General features: G+C 70.4%; 12 protein-coding genes. 4 read left to right on the top strand and 8 right to left on the bottom strand.

Going from position 1 to position 13098, the window contains the following annotated elements; genetic code table 11:
• Positions 1 to 387: 387 nt before the first annotated feature.
• Positions 388 to 594: a developmental transcriptional regulator BldC gene (bldC, locus tag ACGFZK_RS31145; RefSeq protein ID WP_003949541.1), complete on the bottom strand. Its 207-nt coding sequence runs from the start codon at positions 592 to 594 to the stop codon at positions 388 to 390.
• A gap of 566 nt (positions 595 to 1160) precedes the next feature.
• Positions 1161 to 2015 carry a hypothetical protein gene (locus tag ACGFZK_RS31140; protein WP_393852191.1) on the bottom strand — a complete coding sequence of 285 codons (855 nt, stop codon included), beginning with the start codon at positions 2013 to 2015 and terminating at the stop codon, positions 1161 to 1163.
• 194 nt (positions 2016 to 2209) lie between these two features.
• On the opposite strand from ACGFZK_RS31140, the gene ACGFZK_RS31135 reads away from it, so the two are divergent.
• Both ACGFZK_RS31135 and ACGFZK_RS31130 read left to right on the top strand, forming a co-directional pair.
• Complete coding sequence (locus tag ACGFZK_RS31135; RefSeq protein ID WP_393852190.1) at positions 2210 to 3304, top strand: Leu/Phe/Val dehydrogenase; 1095 nt, start codon at positions 2210 to 2212, stop codon at positions 3302 to 3304.
• A 289-nt stretch (positions 3305 to 3593) separates the two neighbouring features.
• Positions 3594 to 3857 (top strand): DUF3073 domain-containing protein, encoded by a 264-nt coding sequence (locus tag ACGFZK_RS31130; protein ID WP_393852230.1) that lies wholly within the window; start codon positions 3594 to 3596, stop codon positions 3855 to 3857.
• 80 nt (positions 3858 to 3937) lie between these two features.
• Here the strand turns inward: ACGFZK_RS31130 and purM are convergent, their stop codons facing one another.
• Both purM and purF read right to left on the bottom strand, forming a co-directional pair.
• On the bottom strand, positions 3938 to 5008 hold the full coding sequence (purM, locus tag ACGFZK_RS31125) for a phosphoribosylformylglycinamidine cyclo-ligase (protein ID WP_393852189.1): 1071 nt from the start codon (positions 5006 to 5008) through the stop codon (positions 3938 to 3940).
• Positions 5009 to 5099: 91 nt separating this feature from the next.
• A complete protein-coding gene (purF, locus tag ACGFZK_RS31120) occupies positions 5100 to 6617 on the bottom strand; it encodes an amidophosphoribosyltransferase (RefSeq protein WP_393852188.1) in 1518 nt (505 codons plus the stop codon).
• A 121-nt stretch (positions 6618 to 6738) separates the two neighbouring features.
• Here purF and ACGFZK_RS31115 point away from each other — a divergent pair, with 121 nt between their 5' ends.
• Together ACGFZK_RS31115 and ACGFZK_RS31110 are read left to right on the top strand one after the other, a co-directional pair.
• Positions 6739 to 6861, top strand: a complete 123-nt coding sequence (locus ACGFZK_RS31115; protein ID WP_351150916.1) for a putative leader peptide — start codon at positions 6739 to 6741, stop codon at positions 6859 to 6861.
• Between the two features lie 117 nt (positions 6862 to 6978).
• Positions 6979 to 8424, top strand: coding sequence for a sulfatase-like hydrolase/transferase (locus ACGFZK_RS31110; RefSeq protein ID WP_393852187.1), 1446 nt, complete (start codon positions 6979 to 6981; stop codon positions 8422 to 8424).
• 24 nt (positions 8425 to 8448) lie between these two features.
• On the opposite strand, the gene ACGFZK_RS31105 is transcribed toward ACGFZK_RS31110, so the two are convergent.
• The 4 genes from ACGFZK_RS31105 to purQ all read right to left on the bottom strand — a co-directional run bounded on the left by ACGFZK_RS31105 (position 8449) and on the right by purQ (position 13096).
• Positions 8449 to 9255: an META domain-containing protein gene (locus tag ACGFZK_RS31105; protein WP_393852186.1), complete on the bottom strand. Its 807-nt coding sequence runs from the start codon at positions 9253 to 9255 to the stop codon at positions 8449 to 8451.
• Between the two features lie 49 nt (positions 9256 to 9304).
• On the bottom strand, positions 9305 to 10096 hold the full coding sequence (locus ACGFZK_RS31100; protein ID WP_393852185.1) for a sterol carrier family protein: 792 nt from the start codon (positions 10094 to 10096) through the stop codon (positions 9305 to 9307).
• A 73-nt stretch (positions 10097 to 10169) separates the two neighbouring features.
• A complete protein-coding gene (gene purL / locus ACGFZK_RS31095) occupies positions 10170 to 12419 on the bottom strand; it encodes a phosphoribosylformylglycinamidine synthase subunit PurL (protein WP_393852184.1) in 2250 nt (749 codons plus the stop codon).
• On the bottom strand, positions 12416 to 13096 hold the full coding sequence (gene purQ / locus ACGFZK_RS31090) for a phosphoribosylformylglycinamidine synthase subunit PurQ (protein WP_393852183.1): 681 nt from the start codon (positions 13094 to 13096) through the stop codon (positions 12416 to 12418). Before purQ ends, purL begins: the two co-directional genes overlap by 4 nt.
• Between the last annotated feature and the right edge of the window lie 2 nt (positions 13097 to 13098).

The raw sequence follows: 13098 nt of genomic DNA, 5'->3' as shown, positions 1-13098 counted from the left end.
CGCCGCGGGCCCTGCCGCCGGAATCCCCCGTTCGCATGAGGCGCCTCGCGAGGCGCGTCCCCTTTACGGGGTGGATTACCGGATATACAAGAGTGATCATCTGTGACGGGAGTCACCGCATGAGTTTTTGAGACTCATACTTTTATCGCACCCATACGCCCGCTCAATAGAATATGTGCAATGGCACCTACCTCGCCGACACCCCCGCGCGACTCCGGGACCGCCCTGACCTGGGCATAAAAAAGATCGCGCTGGACCCGGCGGAGTCCAGCGCGATCGAACGACCTGAGAACCTGTTGGGGCAGGCTCGGCCGTATGAAGCCATGTGGGTGTCATCGGATTGGGGGACCCGATATAAACCCGTTAAAGCGGGGTGTTTGCGCGACCTCAGGCCTCGCTGCGCTGCTGCGGAATTCCCGCGAGCAGTGCGCGAACCTCGGCCTCGCGGTACCGGCGGTGTCCACCCAGGGTGCGGATGGACGTGAGCTTGCCAGCCTTGGCCCAGCGGGTGACCGTCTTCGGGTCCACGCGGAACATCGTGGCAACCTCAGCCGGGGTCAGCAGCGGCTCGGCATCAGGGGTGCGAGCGGTCATGAGCGGCCTCCTCGGGAGAACCGAACCATCTCGGTTCTTTCCTCTAAATTCTGCACCTTGGCCCGCGTTGCCCGAAATGGACATACGCGGGCCGAGTCGGTTATAGGACGAACGGCTTGTCCTCGGCACTACAACTACACCATCCGTCCAGCCTCGACGGCCAAACCGACGGAATTGCCCTCCGAGGTGTTCATCAGCGGCGGAAGCCGATGGACCGTCCCATAACGGACAGTCACCCCACTGTGACGATCAGTCACAGAGCGATCAGGAGTCGTCAGACCCCCCGTAGAGTGCAATGCTGAGCATTCCGCCCTTAGTTGGGCGGAAGGAACCCTCCCCGGACTCCTTGTCCTATTTTGGCACGAGGGTAGGGGAAGGGCGCAAGGGTGAAGTTAGTGCGGTCCGTCACGCTTGGGCCAATGGCCCGTATCGGGACGTAGGTCCTGGCACTACGTCCCAAATGCCATGATCAAGGCTCTGATCAGCCAGTATTGACCGATCGACCGATACCGCACGATACGTACGGTCCCCCAAAGGTGAAACCGGCCACACATGACACTTTCGGCCTAATTCGCGAAAAGTCGCTCCCGGACCGCCCGCCAGCGCTCCGCCAGCTCCGTGTACGCCTCGGTCGCTCCCTCCGCGTCCCCGGCCCGCAGGGCCGCGATGCCCGCCGCCAGGTCCCCGGCCGAGCGGTCGGCCGCCAGCCCGTCCGCCGGCAGTGCGTGCAGCAGCCCGCCGTAGTCCAGCTCGACCATCGACCGCGGGTGGAACTCCTCCAGCCAGCTCCCCACCTCCACCAGCCCGTCGGCGAGCATCCCGTACCCCTCCGCGGCCCGTAGGGTCCGCAGCGCCCTGGCGAGCCGCCGCCGCGCCTGCACCATCGGCGTGCGGTAGCGCAGCCGCTCGCCCGGCACGTAGTCCCGCTCGTCGTCGGCCACCAGCACGAACCAGCGCAGCGGGATCTGCCACACGCCCGTACGGATCCAGGGGCGCGCGTCCGGGTTCCGTGCGCGCCAGCGCTCGTAGTCCTCGGCCGCCTGCCGCCGCATCCCCGGCGGGAGCGCCGCGTCCAGCACCGGGCGCGGGAACCACTCGACGAGTTCCTGGAGGGCCAGCCAGCCGCGGAGCCTGGTGCGCCAGGGGCAGACGAGCAGCACCCCGTCGACCACCGCCGTGAAGGCGTCCGCACTCTCGTGCGCCGGCACCCCCACCACCGGGACCCGCACCAAATCCGCCAGCGACCGGCGCAGTTCGTCCTGGGCGGACGGGGTCGTCCCGCGCCGGGCGTAGTCGGACCAGTGCGTGCGCTCCGGCTCGGCGAAGGCGGCCAGGGGCTCGTAGACGCGCAGGTAGGAGGCGTACGGGACGGTCGGCGCCGAGCGCGCGGAGGGCAGCGGGAGATCGGAGGATTCGCTCACGCTCTCGTACTGCCCTCATCCAGGGCTCGGTTCACCTCCGGGGCGCCCCCGCCCCCGCGTACCACGAGAGCGTTTCGATCCTCGGACAGGTCACCTACAGGCGGCCGACAGGTCTTACTCTGCTCCCAGCGCGCCCTCCCCCACCCGCAGGGCGGGCGTCTTTCCGCCGCATCTCTTCCATGGGAGTCACCACCGTGACCGAAATGACCGACGGCGTCCTGCACACCCTGTTCCGTACGGAGCAGGGCGGCCACGAGCAAGTCGTGCTGTGCCAGGACCGCGCCACCGGCCTGAAGGCCGTCATCGCCATCCACTCCACCGCCCTGGGCCCCGCCCTCGGCGGTACGCGCTTCCACGCGTACGCCTCCGACGAGGAGGCCGTCCTGGACGCGCTGAACCTCTCGCGCGGCATGTCCTACAAGAACGCCCTCGCCGGTCTCGACCTCGGCGGCGGCAAGGCCGTGATCATCGGCGACCCGGACGTCCTCAAGAGCGAGGAACTGCTGGAGGCCTACGGCCGGTTCGTGGAGTCCCTCGGCGGCCGCTACGTGACCGCCTGCGACGTCGGCACCTATGTGGCCGACATGGACGTCGTGGCCCGCGAGACCCGCTGGGCGACCGGCCGCTCCCCCGAGAACGGCGGCGCCGGCGACTCCTCGGTCCTCACCGCCTTCGGTGTCTTCCAGGGCATGCGCGCCAGCGCCCAGCACCTGTGGGGCGACCCGACCCTGCGCGGCCGCAAGGTCGGCGTGGCCGGTGTCGGCAAGGTCGGCCACTACCTGGTCGAGCACCTGCTGGAGGACGGCGCCGAGGTCGTCATCACGGACGTACGGGAAGAGTCCGTGCGCCGGATCCTGGACAAGCACCCGGGCAAGGTCACCGCGGTCGCCGACACGGACGCGCTGATCCGCACCGAGGGCCTGGACATCTACGCCCCCTGCGCGCTCGGCGGCGCCCTGAACGACGACACCGTCCCGGCGCTGACCGCGACGATCGTCTGCGGCGCGGCGAACAACCAGCTCGCCCACCCGGGCATCGAGAAGGACCTCTCCGACCGCGGGATCCTCTACGCGCCGGACTACGTGGTCAACGCGGGCGGTGTCATCCAGGTCGCCGACGAGCTGCGCGGCTTCGACTTCGACCGCTGCAAGGCCAAGGCGACGAAGATCTTCGACACCACCCTGGAGATCTTTGCTCGCGCGAAGGCGGACGGCATCCCGCCGGCCGCGGCGGCCGACCGGATCGCCGAGCAGCGGATGGCGGACGGCCGCGCCGCGCGCGCGGTCTAGGCACTTCGCGGGGCTCCTGGTGGGCCCGCCGGCGTGTGGCGAGACGGAACTCACTGCACTTCGGCGGGTCGCCCGCCAGGAAAGGGTTAAAATCGCAGCTGACCAGCGGGGACGGGGCGCCTTGCTGGTTCTGCACCGGGGCGCGTCATGCGGGCGGCGTACCGTATGGCCGCGGAAGCAGGTACCGTTAAACCCCTACGGACGGTCTCTCCACGGAGAGCCCGCTCCGAACCATGAACGCGTGTCAGACTCTGGGGCCGTCGAGCCCCGTCACCGAGGGGGTCGAGCCATGGGGCGCGGCCGGGCAAAGGCCAAGCAGACGAAGGTCGCCCGCCAGCTGAAGTACAGCAGCGGCGGGACTGACCTCTCGCGTCTGGCCAACGAGCTGGGCGCATCGACCGCGGAACCGCTGCCTGTCAGCGAGCCGGTCGAAGTTGACGACGACGAGCTGGACGAGGACGACCCGTACGCGCGGTACGCGGAGCTCTACAACAGCGATGACGACGACGAGGACGAAGAGTCCGGGCCGTCGGCACAGCGTCGCGGCGCTTGACGCCCTGAGGCGTCTGCACGACAGACACAAAGACTGAAACCCGGTCCGGGGCATCGCCCCGGGCCGGGTTTCAGTGCTGCTCAGCTCGCGTAGGACCCGGTCAGGGTCGCACCCTCGGTGTGGTCGCCGCGGTCCAGGATCTCTCCCGCGACCCACGCGTCGACGCCCCGGTCGGCCAGCGCGGTCAGGGCCACCTCCACCGAGTCGGCGGGGACGACGGCCATCATGCCGACGCCCATGTTCAGGGTCTTCTCCAGCTCCAGCTGCTCCACCTGGCCCGCCTGGCCGACCAGGTCGAAGATGGCACCGGGGGCCCAGGTCGTACGGTCGACCGTGGCGTGCAGGTGATCCGGGATGACCCGGGCCAGGTTCGCCGCGAGGCCGCCGCCGGTGATGTGCGAGTAGGCGTGCACCTCGGCCGTACGGGTGAGGGCCAGGCAGTCCAGCGAGTAGATCTTGGTGGGCTCCAGGAGCTCCTCGCCGAGGGTCCGGCCGAGCTCCTCGACGTGCTGCTCCAGCGACATCTTGGCCCGGTTGAACAGGACGTGGCGGACCAGCGAGTACCCGTTCGAGTGAAGGCCGGACGAAGCCATCGCGATGACGGCGTCACCCGTACGGATGCGATCCGCGCCGAGCAGGCGGTCGTACTCGACGACGCCGGTTCCGGCACCCGCGACGTCGAAGTCGTCCGGGCCCAGCAGACCGGGGTGTTCGGCGGTCTCGCCGCCCACCAGGGCGCAGCCGGCGAGGACACAGCCCTCGGCGATGCCCTTGACGATCGCCGCGACACGCTCGGGGTGCACCTTGCCGACGCAGATGTAGTCGGTCATGAAGAGCGGCTCGGCGCCGCAGACGACGATGTCGTCCATGACCATCGCCACCAGGTCGTGGCCGATGGTGTCGTACACGCCGAGCTGGCGGGCGATGTCCACCTTGGTGCCTACGCCGTCGGTGGCCGAGGCGAGCAGCGGGCGCTCGTAGCGCTTGAGGGCGGAGGCGTCGAAGAGGCCGGCGAAGCCGCCGAGGCCGCCGAGGACCTCGGGGCGCTGCGTCTTCTTCACCCACTCCTTCATCAGCTCGACGGCGCGGTCGCCCGCTTCGATGTCCACGCCTGCGGCTGCGTAGCTGGCACCGGTGGTCTTCTCTGTCATGACAGGAGAGAGCTTTCGTGTCGTTACTGCGTGTGGTGCCGGGCCCTGGGAGAAGCCTCAAAGACAGGGCCCGGCGCAGGTTGAGCCAGGACTACGGGCGACGGAGCGCGTCGGCGGCGTCCGTGCCGCCCGCGAGCTCGGACTCCAGCAGCTGCTTGCCCAGGAGCTGCGGGTCGGGCAGCTCCATCGGGTACTCGCCGTCGAAGCAGGCACGGCAGAGGTTGGGCTTCTGGATGGTCGTCGCCTCGATCATCGCGTCGAGCGAGATGTACGAGAGCGAGTCCGCGCCCATCGACGTGGCGATCTCGTCGACCGTCATGCCGTTGGCGATCAGCTCGGCCCGGGTGGCGAAGTCGATGCCGAAGAAGCACGGCCACTTCACCGGCGGCGAGGAGATCCGGATGTGGACCTCCGCCGCGCCGGCCTCGCGGAGCATCTTGACCAGGGCGCGCTGGGTGTTGCCGCGGACGATCGAGTCGTCGACGACCACCAGGCGCTTGCCCCGGATGACTTCCTTGAGGGGGTTGAGCTTGAGCCGGATGCCGAGCTGGCGGATCGTCTGCGAGGGCTGGATGAAGGTCCGGCCGACGTAGGCGTTCTTGACCAGGCCGACGCCGTACGGAATCCCGCTGGCTTCGGCGTATCCGACGGCGGCGGGCGTGCCGGACTCCGGCGTCGCTATCACCAGGTCGGCGTCGACCGGGGCTTCCTTGGCCAGGCGCCGGCCCATCTCGACACGCGAGAGGTAGACGTTCCGGCCGGCGATGTCGGTGTCCGGGCGCGCCAGGTAGACGTACTCGAAGACACAGCCCTTGGGCTTTGCTTCCGCGAAGCGCGAGGTGCGCAGGCCGTTCTCGTCGATCGCGATGAGCTCGCCCGGCTCGACCTCGCGGACGAAGCTGGCGCCGCAGATGTCGAGGGCCGCGGTCTCACTCGCGACCACCCAGCCGCGCTCCAGGCGGCCGAGGACCAGCGGGCGGATGCCCTGCGGGTCACGGGCGGTGTAGAGGGTCCCCTCGTCCATGAAGACGAGCGAGAAGGCGCCCTTGACCTGAGGCAGGACCTTGGCGGCCGACTCCTCGATGGTCAGGGGCTTGCCCTCGTCGTCGGTCTGACCGGCGAGCAGGGCGGTGACCAGGTCGGTGTCATTGGTGGCGGCCACCTGGGTGGCACGGCCGTCCTGACGGGGGAGGTCGGCGACCATCTCGGCAAGCTCGGCGGTGTTCACCAGGTTGCCGTTGTGACCCAGGGCAATGGAGCCGTGGGCGGTCGCACGGAAAGTGGGCTGGGCGTTCTCCCAGACGGAGGCTCCGGTGGTCGAATAGCGGGCGTGACCGACCGCGATATGACCTTGGAGCGAGCCGAGAGAGGTTTCGTCGAAGACCTGGGAAACGAGGCCCATGTCCTTGAAGACGAGGATCTGGGAACCGTTGCTCACAGCGATTCCCGCGGACTCTTGTCCGCGGTGCTGCAGTGCATACAGTCCGAAGTAGGTGAGCTTGGCGACCTCTTCACCCGGAGCCCAGACACCGAAGACGCCGCAAGCGTCCTGGGGGCCCTTTTCGCCGGGGAGCAGGTCGTGGTTGAGTCGTCCATCACCACGAGGCACGCTTCCGAGTGTAGGCGAGATCGACCACTGGTCCGAATTGGGGACGGCCGGGAAATGTCACAGCACAGAGGGTGACCGATCCCTTCCGTCTCGGTATCCGGAAGCCCTTGTTGACAGCCGCATGGGCATTCGTACAGGCTCTCGGCCCATGCAGCCTCTCGGTGACCGAACGGTCACCCTCGTCGAGCGCCGGCACGTGGACCTTGTCCGTGTCGCGAGCGCCATCTGTCGCTGTTCTGCGTAGTCACACGCCGCATTTCGTCCTTTCCTTTTCCTGAGTCCTGCCCGGGCCCGCCCCGCCGTGCCGCGCGCCGTCCCGCGCCGCCCGGGGCCGGCCGGCAGGCCGTGCCTCGGAGTACCTGTGACCTCGTACGAACCCAACCTGTCCCGGCGTGCCTTCGGCGGCGCGGCCGGGGTGACCGCGGCCGCCGCGGCGGTGGGGCTGGGCGCCGCACCGGCAGCCGCCGCACCGGCCCCCGGGGCGGCGGCGGCCGCCGAGCAGAACGCGCCGCAGGAGCGGGAGTTCCGGGCCGGGCCGCACAAGCCGTCCCGGCGGCCGAACATCCTGTTCGTACTCGGCGACGACCTCGGCTGGGCCGACCTCTCCTCGTACGGCTCCCCGCACATCAAGACCCCGAACCTGGACCGACTCGCCCGCCAGGGCGTCCGGTTCACCGACGCCTACGCGGGCTCCGCGACCTGCTCTCCGACCCGGTTCAGCCTGTACACCGGGCGCTACCCGGGCCGTACGGCGGGCGGGCTCGCCGAGCCGATCGCCGACAAGTCCGTGGGCCTGGACCCCACGCACCCGACGCTGGCCTCGCTGCTGAAGGGGACCGGCTACGCCACCGCGCTGATCGGCAAGTGGCACGCGGGCTACCTGCCCGACTACAGCCCCACCAGGTCCGGCTGGGACGAGTTCTTCGGCAACTTCGGCGGGGCCCTGGAGTACTACTCCAAGCTGGGCCTGGGCGGCGAGTACGACCTCTACGAGGGCGACGCCGAGTACAAGGACCTGCGGTACTACACCCGGATCATCACCGAGCGGGCGAGCGAGTACGTCTCCCGCGACCACCACGGCAAGCCCTGGCTGCTGAACCTCAACTTCACCACCCCGCACTGGCCGTGGATCGCCGACGGGGACACCGGGCAGAGCGCCGAGATCGTCCGGCGGATCAAGGCGGGCGACGGGCGCGCCCTGTGGCACCAGGACGGCGGCTCGGTCGAGAAGTACAAGGAGATGGTCGAGGACCTCGACCGGTCGATCGGCAAGGTGCTGGCGGCGCTGAAGCGCTCCGCCCAGGAGGAGGACACCCTCGTGGTCTTCTCCAGCGACAACGGCGGCGAGCGGTTCTCGTACAACTGGCCGCTGTCCGGCAACAAGGCCTCCCTCCAGGAGGGCGGGATCCGGGTGCCGAACATCGCGCGCTGGCCCGCCCGGCTGGACGGCGGACAGGTCAGCCACGTCCCGGTGTTCAGCCCGGACTGGACGGCGACGCTGCTGGAACTGGCCGGGGCGCGGCCCGACCGGGCCCACCCGCTGGACGGGGTGAGCCTGGCCGGTTACCTGCTGCGCGGCGAGAAGGTGGCCGAGCGGGACCTGTTCTGGCGGGTGCGGGGCGAGCGGGCACTGCGCCGCGGGGACTGGAAGTACTACCGCGGCAAGGCGGGCAGGGACCAGCTGTTCAACCTGGCCGGGGACGTGCGCGAGCAGGCCGACAAGGCCGCGGTGGAGCCGGCCAGGCTGGCCGCGCTGCGGGCCGCCTGGGAGAAGGTGGACGCCGGGCTGCTGCCCTACCCGGCCTGAGCCCCGGGCTCCGGGCGCGGCGGGTCACTCCGCGGCCGAGGCCGCCTTCGCGGTCAGGCCCTTGCCGTCGGCCGCGCTGAGGGTGAGGGTCCGCCCCTCGATCTTCGCGGTGAGCGGACCGCTGCCGAACAGCTCGGTCAGCGTCCGCTCGACCTCGCCCACCGGGCCCTCGCAGGCCATCCGGGTCGAGGTCAGCGGCCCGAAGGTGACCGTGGAGCCCTCGACCGTGGCCTTGGCGCTGAACCGGTTGCAGCCGAGGCTGCCGCTCACGGCGAGGTCCGGGGCGATGGTGAACCGGGCCTTCCCGGCCGCCTCGGCGGGCACGGAGGCGGCGGTTGCGCCGCTGACCAGGGACTCCACGGACCACTCGGTCGTGGTCAGCGGGGCATTCGTGGCCGCGGGCGCCGACGTCATGGCGATCGTGCTCCCGTCGGCGGTCTTCAGGGTGAGCCGGTCCGGCCCCCGGTCGATCGTCAGCTTGCCCTGGAACAGCTTGGCGAAGGCCGTCTCGAACTCCATGTCCGCGCAGGCCATGGTGGTCGAGACGCCGGGCGTGACGGTCACCGCGGAGGGTCCGGCGAAGGCCATCACCGCCGTGAATCCGTTGCAGCCGTAGTTGCCCTTGGCCTGGTTCTGGCTGATGTCGAGACGGGCGCTCTCGGGCGCGTGCAGGGTGCGACCGCCCGTGGTCAGGGACTCGACGGCCCAGGAACCCATGGGGTCGGGGAGCGAGGCGCTCCCGCTCGCCTCGTCCCGGCCGCAGCCGGCCAGGGCGAGGGCGAGTACGAGGGCCAGGCCCGCGGAGGTGTGGACGTGCCGGAAGGTACGCATGCCCCTGGGACGGACCGGGCGCCGCAGCGGTTCCACGGTGCCGGCGCCCTCAGCTCATCAGCGGGAGCAGCGCCGACAGGTCGGCCCGCTCGCCACTGGCCCGTACCTGCGCCCCGTCGAGCGCCGCGGCCCATCCCGTACGGCCGGTCGCGAGCCGGATCCAGGTCAGCGGGTCGGTCTCCACCACGTTCGGCGGGGTGCCGCGGGTGTGCCGCGGGCCCTCGATGCACTGGACCACCGCGAAGGGCGGGACGCGTACCTCGACCGAGCCGCCGGGCGCCTTGAGCGCGAGGGCGTCGGCGAGCAGCCGGGTGCAGGCGGCCAGCGCCTGCCGCTCGATCGGGATGTCCAGTCCGGCGGCCCGGTTCAGGTCGTCGGTGTGGACCACCAGTTCCACGGTCCGGGTGACCAGGAAGTCGGCCAGGGTCATGTCCCCGATCCACAGGTCCAGCACGCGGTGGTCCGGGTGCGCCGCGAGCGCCTCGGTCATCCGGGCGGCGGCCCGGCCGTAGAGCTCGGGCAGCGGGGCCCCGGTGAGGGTTTCCCTGGCCGCCTCGGAGATCTTCCCGGCGAGGGAGGCGGTGGCGAAGGGCCATTCGACGGCCGGCAGCTCGGCGACGGCGGCGGGCGGCCGGGCCAGCCCCGCGGCCAGCGAGTCGGCGATCCAGGCGATGTGCCCGGCGAGTTCGGCGACGCTCCAGTCACCGAGCCCGCTGGGCAGCGCCAGCTGTTCGGGCCCCAACTCCCCTACGGCTTCCGCGACATGCGCGAACTGCGCGGTGACGGCCGCCCGGATCCGGGCGGGCTCGTAGGTACGGGGCTTCTTCCCTCGGGGCGGCATGAACCCGACCCTACTGGGCGCCACGAGCCCCCGGCCGGAGGACCGGTCGGGGGCTCGGGACGGAAACGGTGGATCAGGCCAGCAGGGCCGGGATCGTCGTCTCGTGGGCCTCGCGGAGCTCGGCCAGCGGGAGGGTGAACTCGCCCTGGATCTCGATCTCCTCGCCGTCCACCACACCGATGCGGGCGACCGGCAGACCCCGCGCGCCGCACATGTCGGTGAAGCGGAGCTCCTCGCTGCGCGGGACGGCCACGATGGCGCGGCCCGCGGACTCGGAGAACAGGAAGGTGAAGGCGTCCAGGCCCTCGGGCACCACGATCCGGGCACCGTTGCCGCCGCGCAGGCAGGACTCGGTGAGCGCCTGGATCACGCCGCCGTCGGACAGGTCGTGCGCGGCGTCGATCATGCCGTCGCGCGAGGCGGAGATCAGGATCTCGGCGAGCAGCTTCTCGCGGCCCAGGTCCACCTTCGGCGGCATGCCGCCCAGGTGGTCGTGGACGACCTGCGACCAGGCCGAACCGCCGAACTCCCCGGCCGTGTCGCCCAGCAGGTACAGCAGCTGGCCGGCCTCCGAGAACGCCATGGGCGTACGGCGGTTGACGTCGTCGATCACACCGAGCACCGCCACGACCGGGGTCGGGTGGATCGCGATGTCGCCCGTCTGGTTGTAGAGGGAGACGTTGCCGCCGGTCACCGGGGTACCCAGCTCCAGGCAGCCGTCCGCCAGGCCACGGCAGGCCTCGGCGAACTGCCACATGACGTCCGGGTCCTCGGGGGACCCGAAGTTCAGGCAGTCGGAGATGGCCAGCGGCTTGGCGCCGGTCGCCGCCACGTTGCGGTACGACTCCGCCAGCGCCAGCTGCGCGCCCGTGTACGGGTCGAGCTTGGCGAAGCGGCCGTTGCCGTCGGTGGCCATGGCCACGCCGAGGTTGGACTCCTCGTCGATGCGGACCATGCCCGCGTCCTCGGGCTGCGACAGGACGGTGTTGCCCTGCACGAAGCGGTCGTACTGGTCGGTGACCCAGGACTTGGAGGCCTGGTTCGGGGAGGAGACCAGCGCGAGGACCTGGGCGCGCAGCTCCGCGGAGGTCTGCGGGCGGGGCAGCTTGCCGGCGTCGTCCGCCTGCAGCGCGTCCTGCCAGGACGGGCGGGCGTACGGGCGGTTGTACACGGGACCCTCGTGGGCGACGGTGCCCGGGGGCACGTCCACGATCTGCTCGCCGTGCCAGAAGATCTCCAGGCGCTCGCCCTCGGTCACCTCACCGATGACGGTGGCGATGACGTCCCACTTCTCGCAGATCTCCATGAAGCGGTCGACGTACTGCGGCTCGACGATCGCGCACATGCGCTCCTGCGACTCGCTCATGAGGATTTCCTCGGGCGAGAGCGTCGCGTCGCGCAGCGGGACGGTGTCCAGCTCGACCCGCATGCCGCCGGAGCCGGCGGAGGCGAGCTCGGAGGTCGCGCAGGAGAGCCCGGCGCCGCCGAGGTCCTGGATGCCCGCGACCAGCTTCTCCTTGAAGATCTCCAGGGTGCACTCGATGAGGAGCTTCTCCTGGAAGGGGTCGCCGACCTGCACGGCGGGGCGCTTGGTGGGCTTGGTGTCGTCGAAGGTCTCGGACGCGAGGACCGAGACGCCGCCGATGCCGTCGCCGCCGGTGCGGGCGCCGTAGAGGATGACCTTGTTGCCGGGGCCGGAGGCCTTGGCGAGGTGGATGTCCTCGTGCTTCATCACGCCGATGCAGCCGGCGTTCACCAGCGGGTTGCCCTGGTAGCAGGCGTCGAAGACGACCTCGCCGCCGATGTTGGGCAGGCCCAGGCAGTTGCCGTAGCCGCCGATGCCCGCGACGACGCCGGGCAGCACGCGCCGGGTGTCGGGGTGGTCGGCGGCGCCGAAGCGCAGCGGGTCCACGACCGCGACCGGGCGGGCGCCCATCGCGAGGATGTCGCGGACGATGCCGCCGATGCCGGTGGCCGCGCCCTGGTAGGGCTCGATGTACGAAGGGTGGTTGTGCGACTCGACCTTGAAGGTGACCGCGTAGCCCTGGCCGACGTCGACGACACCGGCGTTCTCGCCGATGCCGACGAGCATGGCGTCGTTCTGCGGGGCCTTCTCACCGAACTGCTTCAGGTGGACCTTGCTGCTCTTGTACGAGCAGTGCTCGGACCACATGACGGAGTACATGGCGAGCTCGGCGCCCGTGGGGCGGCGGCCGAGGATCTCCCGGATCCGGGCGTACTCGTCCTCCTTGAGGCCGAGTTCCTTCCAGGGCTGGGAGGCGTCCGGGGTTTCGGTGGCGTTCTTGACGGTGTCGAGGCTCATGCGCTGACCAGCTTCTTCAGGACCGAGGTGAAGAACGGGAGGCCGTCGGTGCGGCCCGTCCCGATCAGCGGCTCGACCGCGTGCTCGGGGTGCGGCATGAGGCCGACGACGTTGCCCGCGGCGTTGGTGATGCCGGCGATGTCGCGCAGCGAACCGTTCGGGTTGCCGTCCAGGTAGCGGAAGGCGACTCGGCCTTCGGCCTCCAGTTCGTCGAGCGTGCGCTCGTCGGCGGTGTACCGGCCGTCCATGTTCTTCAGCGGTACGGAGATCTCCTGGCCGGCGGTGTAGTCGCCGGTCCACGCGGTCTCCGCGTGCTCCACCCGCAGCTTCTGCTCGCGGCAGATGAAGTGCAGGTCGGTGTTGCGGAGCATCGCCCCCGGCAGCAGGTGGGCCTCGGTGAGGACCTGGAAGCCGTTGCAGATGCCCAGGACGGGCATGCCGCCCTTGGCCTGCTCGATGATGGTCTCCATCACCGGCGAGAAGCGGGAGATGGCTCCGGCGCGCAGGTAGTCCCCGTACGAGAAGCCGCCCGCGAGGACGACCGCGTCGACCTGGTGCAGGTCCTTGTCGCGGTGCCACAGCGAGACCGGCTCGGCGCCCGCGAGGCGGACGGCGCGCAGCGAGTCACGGTCGTCGAGCGTTCCGGGGAACGTGACGACTCCGATGCGAGTGGTCACCG

This window comes from Streptomyces sp. NPDC048257 (genome assembly GCF_043201855.1).
In the GTDB taxonomy this organism is placed as follows: Bacteria; Actinomycetota; Actinomycetes; order Streptomycetales; family Streptomycetaceae; genus Streptomyces.
The sequence above is the reverse complement of the archived record's forward strand: the minus strand, read 5'-3'. Positions and strand labels throughout refer to the sequence as shown.

What these genes read in the sequence shown, in the direction of transcription:
- ACGFZK_RS31105 (WP_393852186.1), bottom strand. Translation starts at nt 9,255, where the DNA reads ATGCGTACCTTCCGGCACGTCCACACCTCCGCGGGCCTGGCCCTCGTA.
- purM (WP_393852189.1), bottom strand. Translation starts at nt 5,008, where the DNA reads ATGACAGAGAAGACCACCGGTGCCAGCTACGCAGCCGCAGGCGTGGAC.
- bldC (WP_003949541.1), bottom strand. Translation starts at nt 594, where the DNA reads ATGACCGCTCGCACCCCTGATGCCGAGCCGCTGCTGACCCCGGCTGAG.
- purL (WP_393852184.1), bottom strand. Translation starts at nt 12,419, where the DNA reads ATGAGCCTCGACACCGTCAAGAACGCCACCGAAACCCCGGACGCCTCC.
- ACGFZK_RS31130 (WP_393852230.1), top strand. Translation starts at nt 3,594, where the DNA reads ATGGGGCGCGGCCGGGCAAAGGCCAAGCAGACGAAGGTCGCCCGCCAG.
- ACGFZK_RS31100 (WP_393852185.1), bottom strand. Translation starts at nt 10,096, where the DNA reads ATGCCGCCCCGAGGGAAGAAGCCCCGTACCTACGAGCCCGCCCGGATC.
- ACGFZK_RS31115 (WP_351150916.1), top strand. Translation starts at nt 6,739, where the DNA reads ATGGGCATTCGTACAGGCTCTCGGCCCATGCAGCCTCTCGGTGACCGA.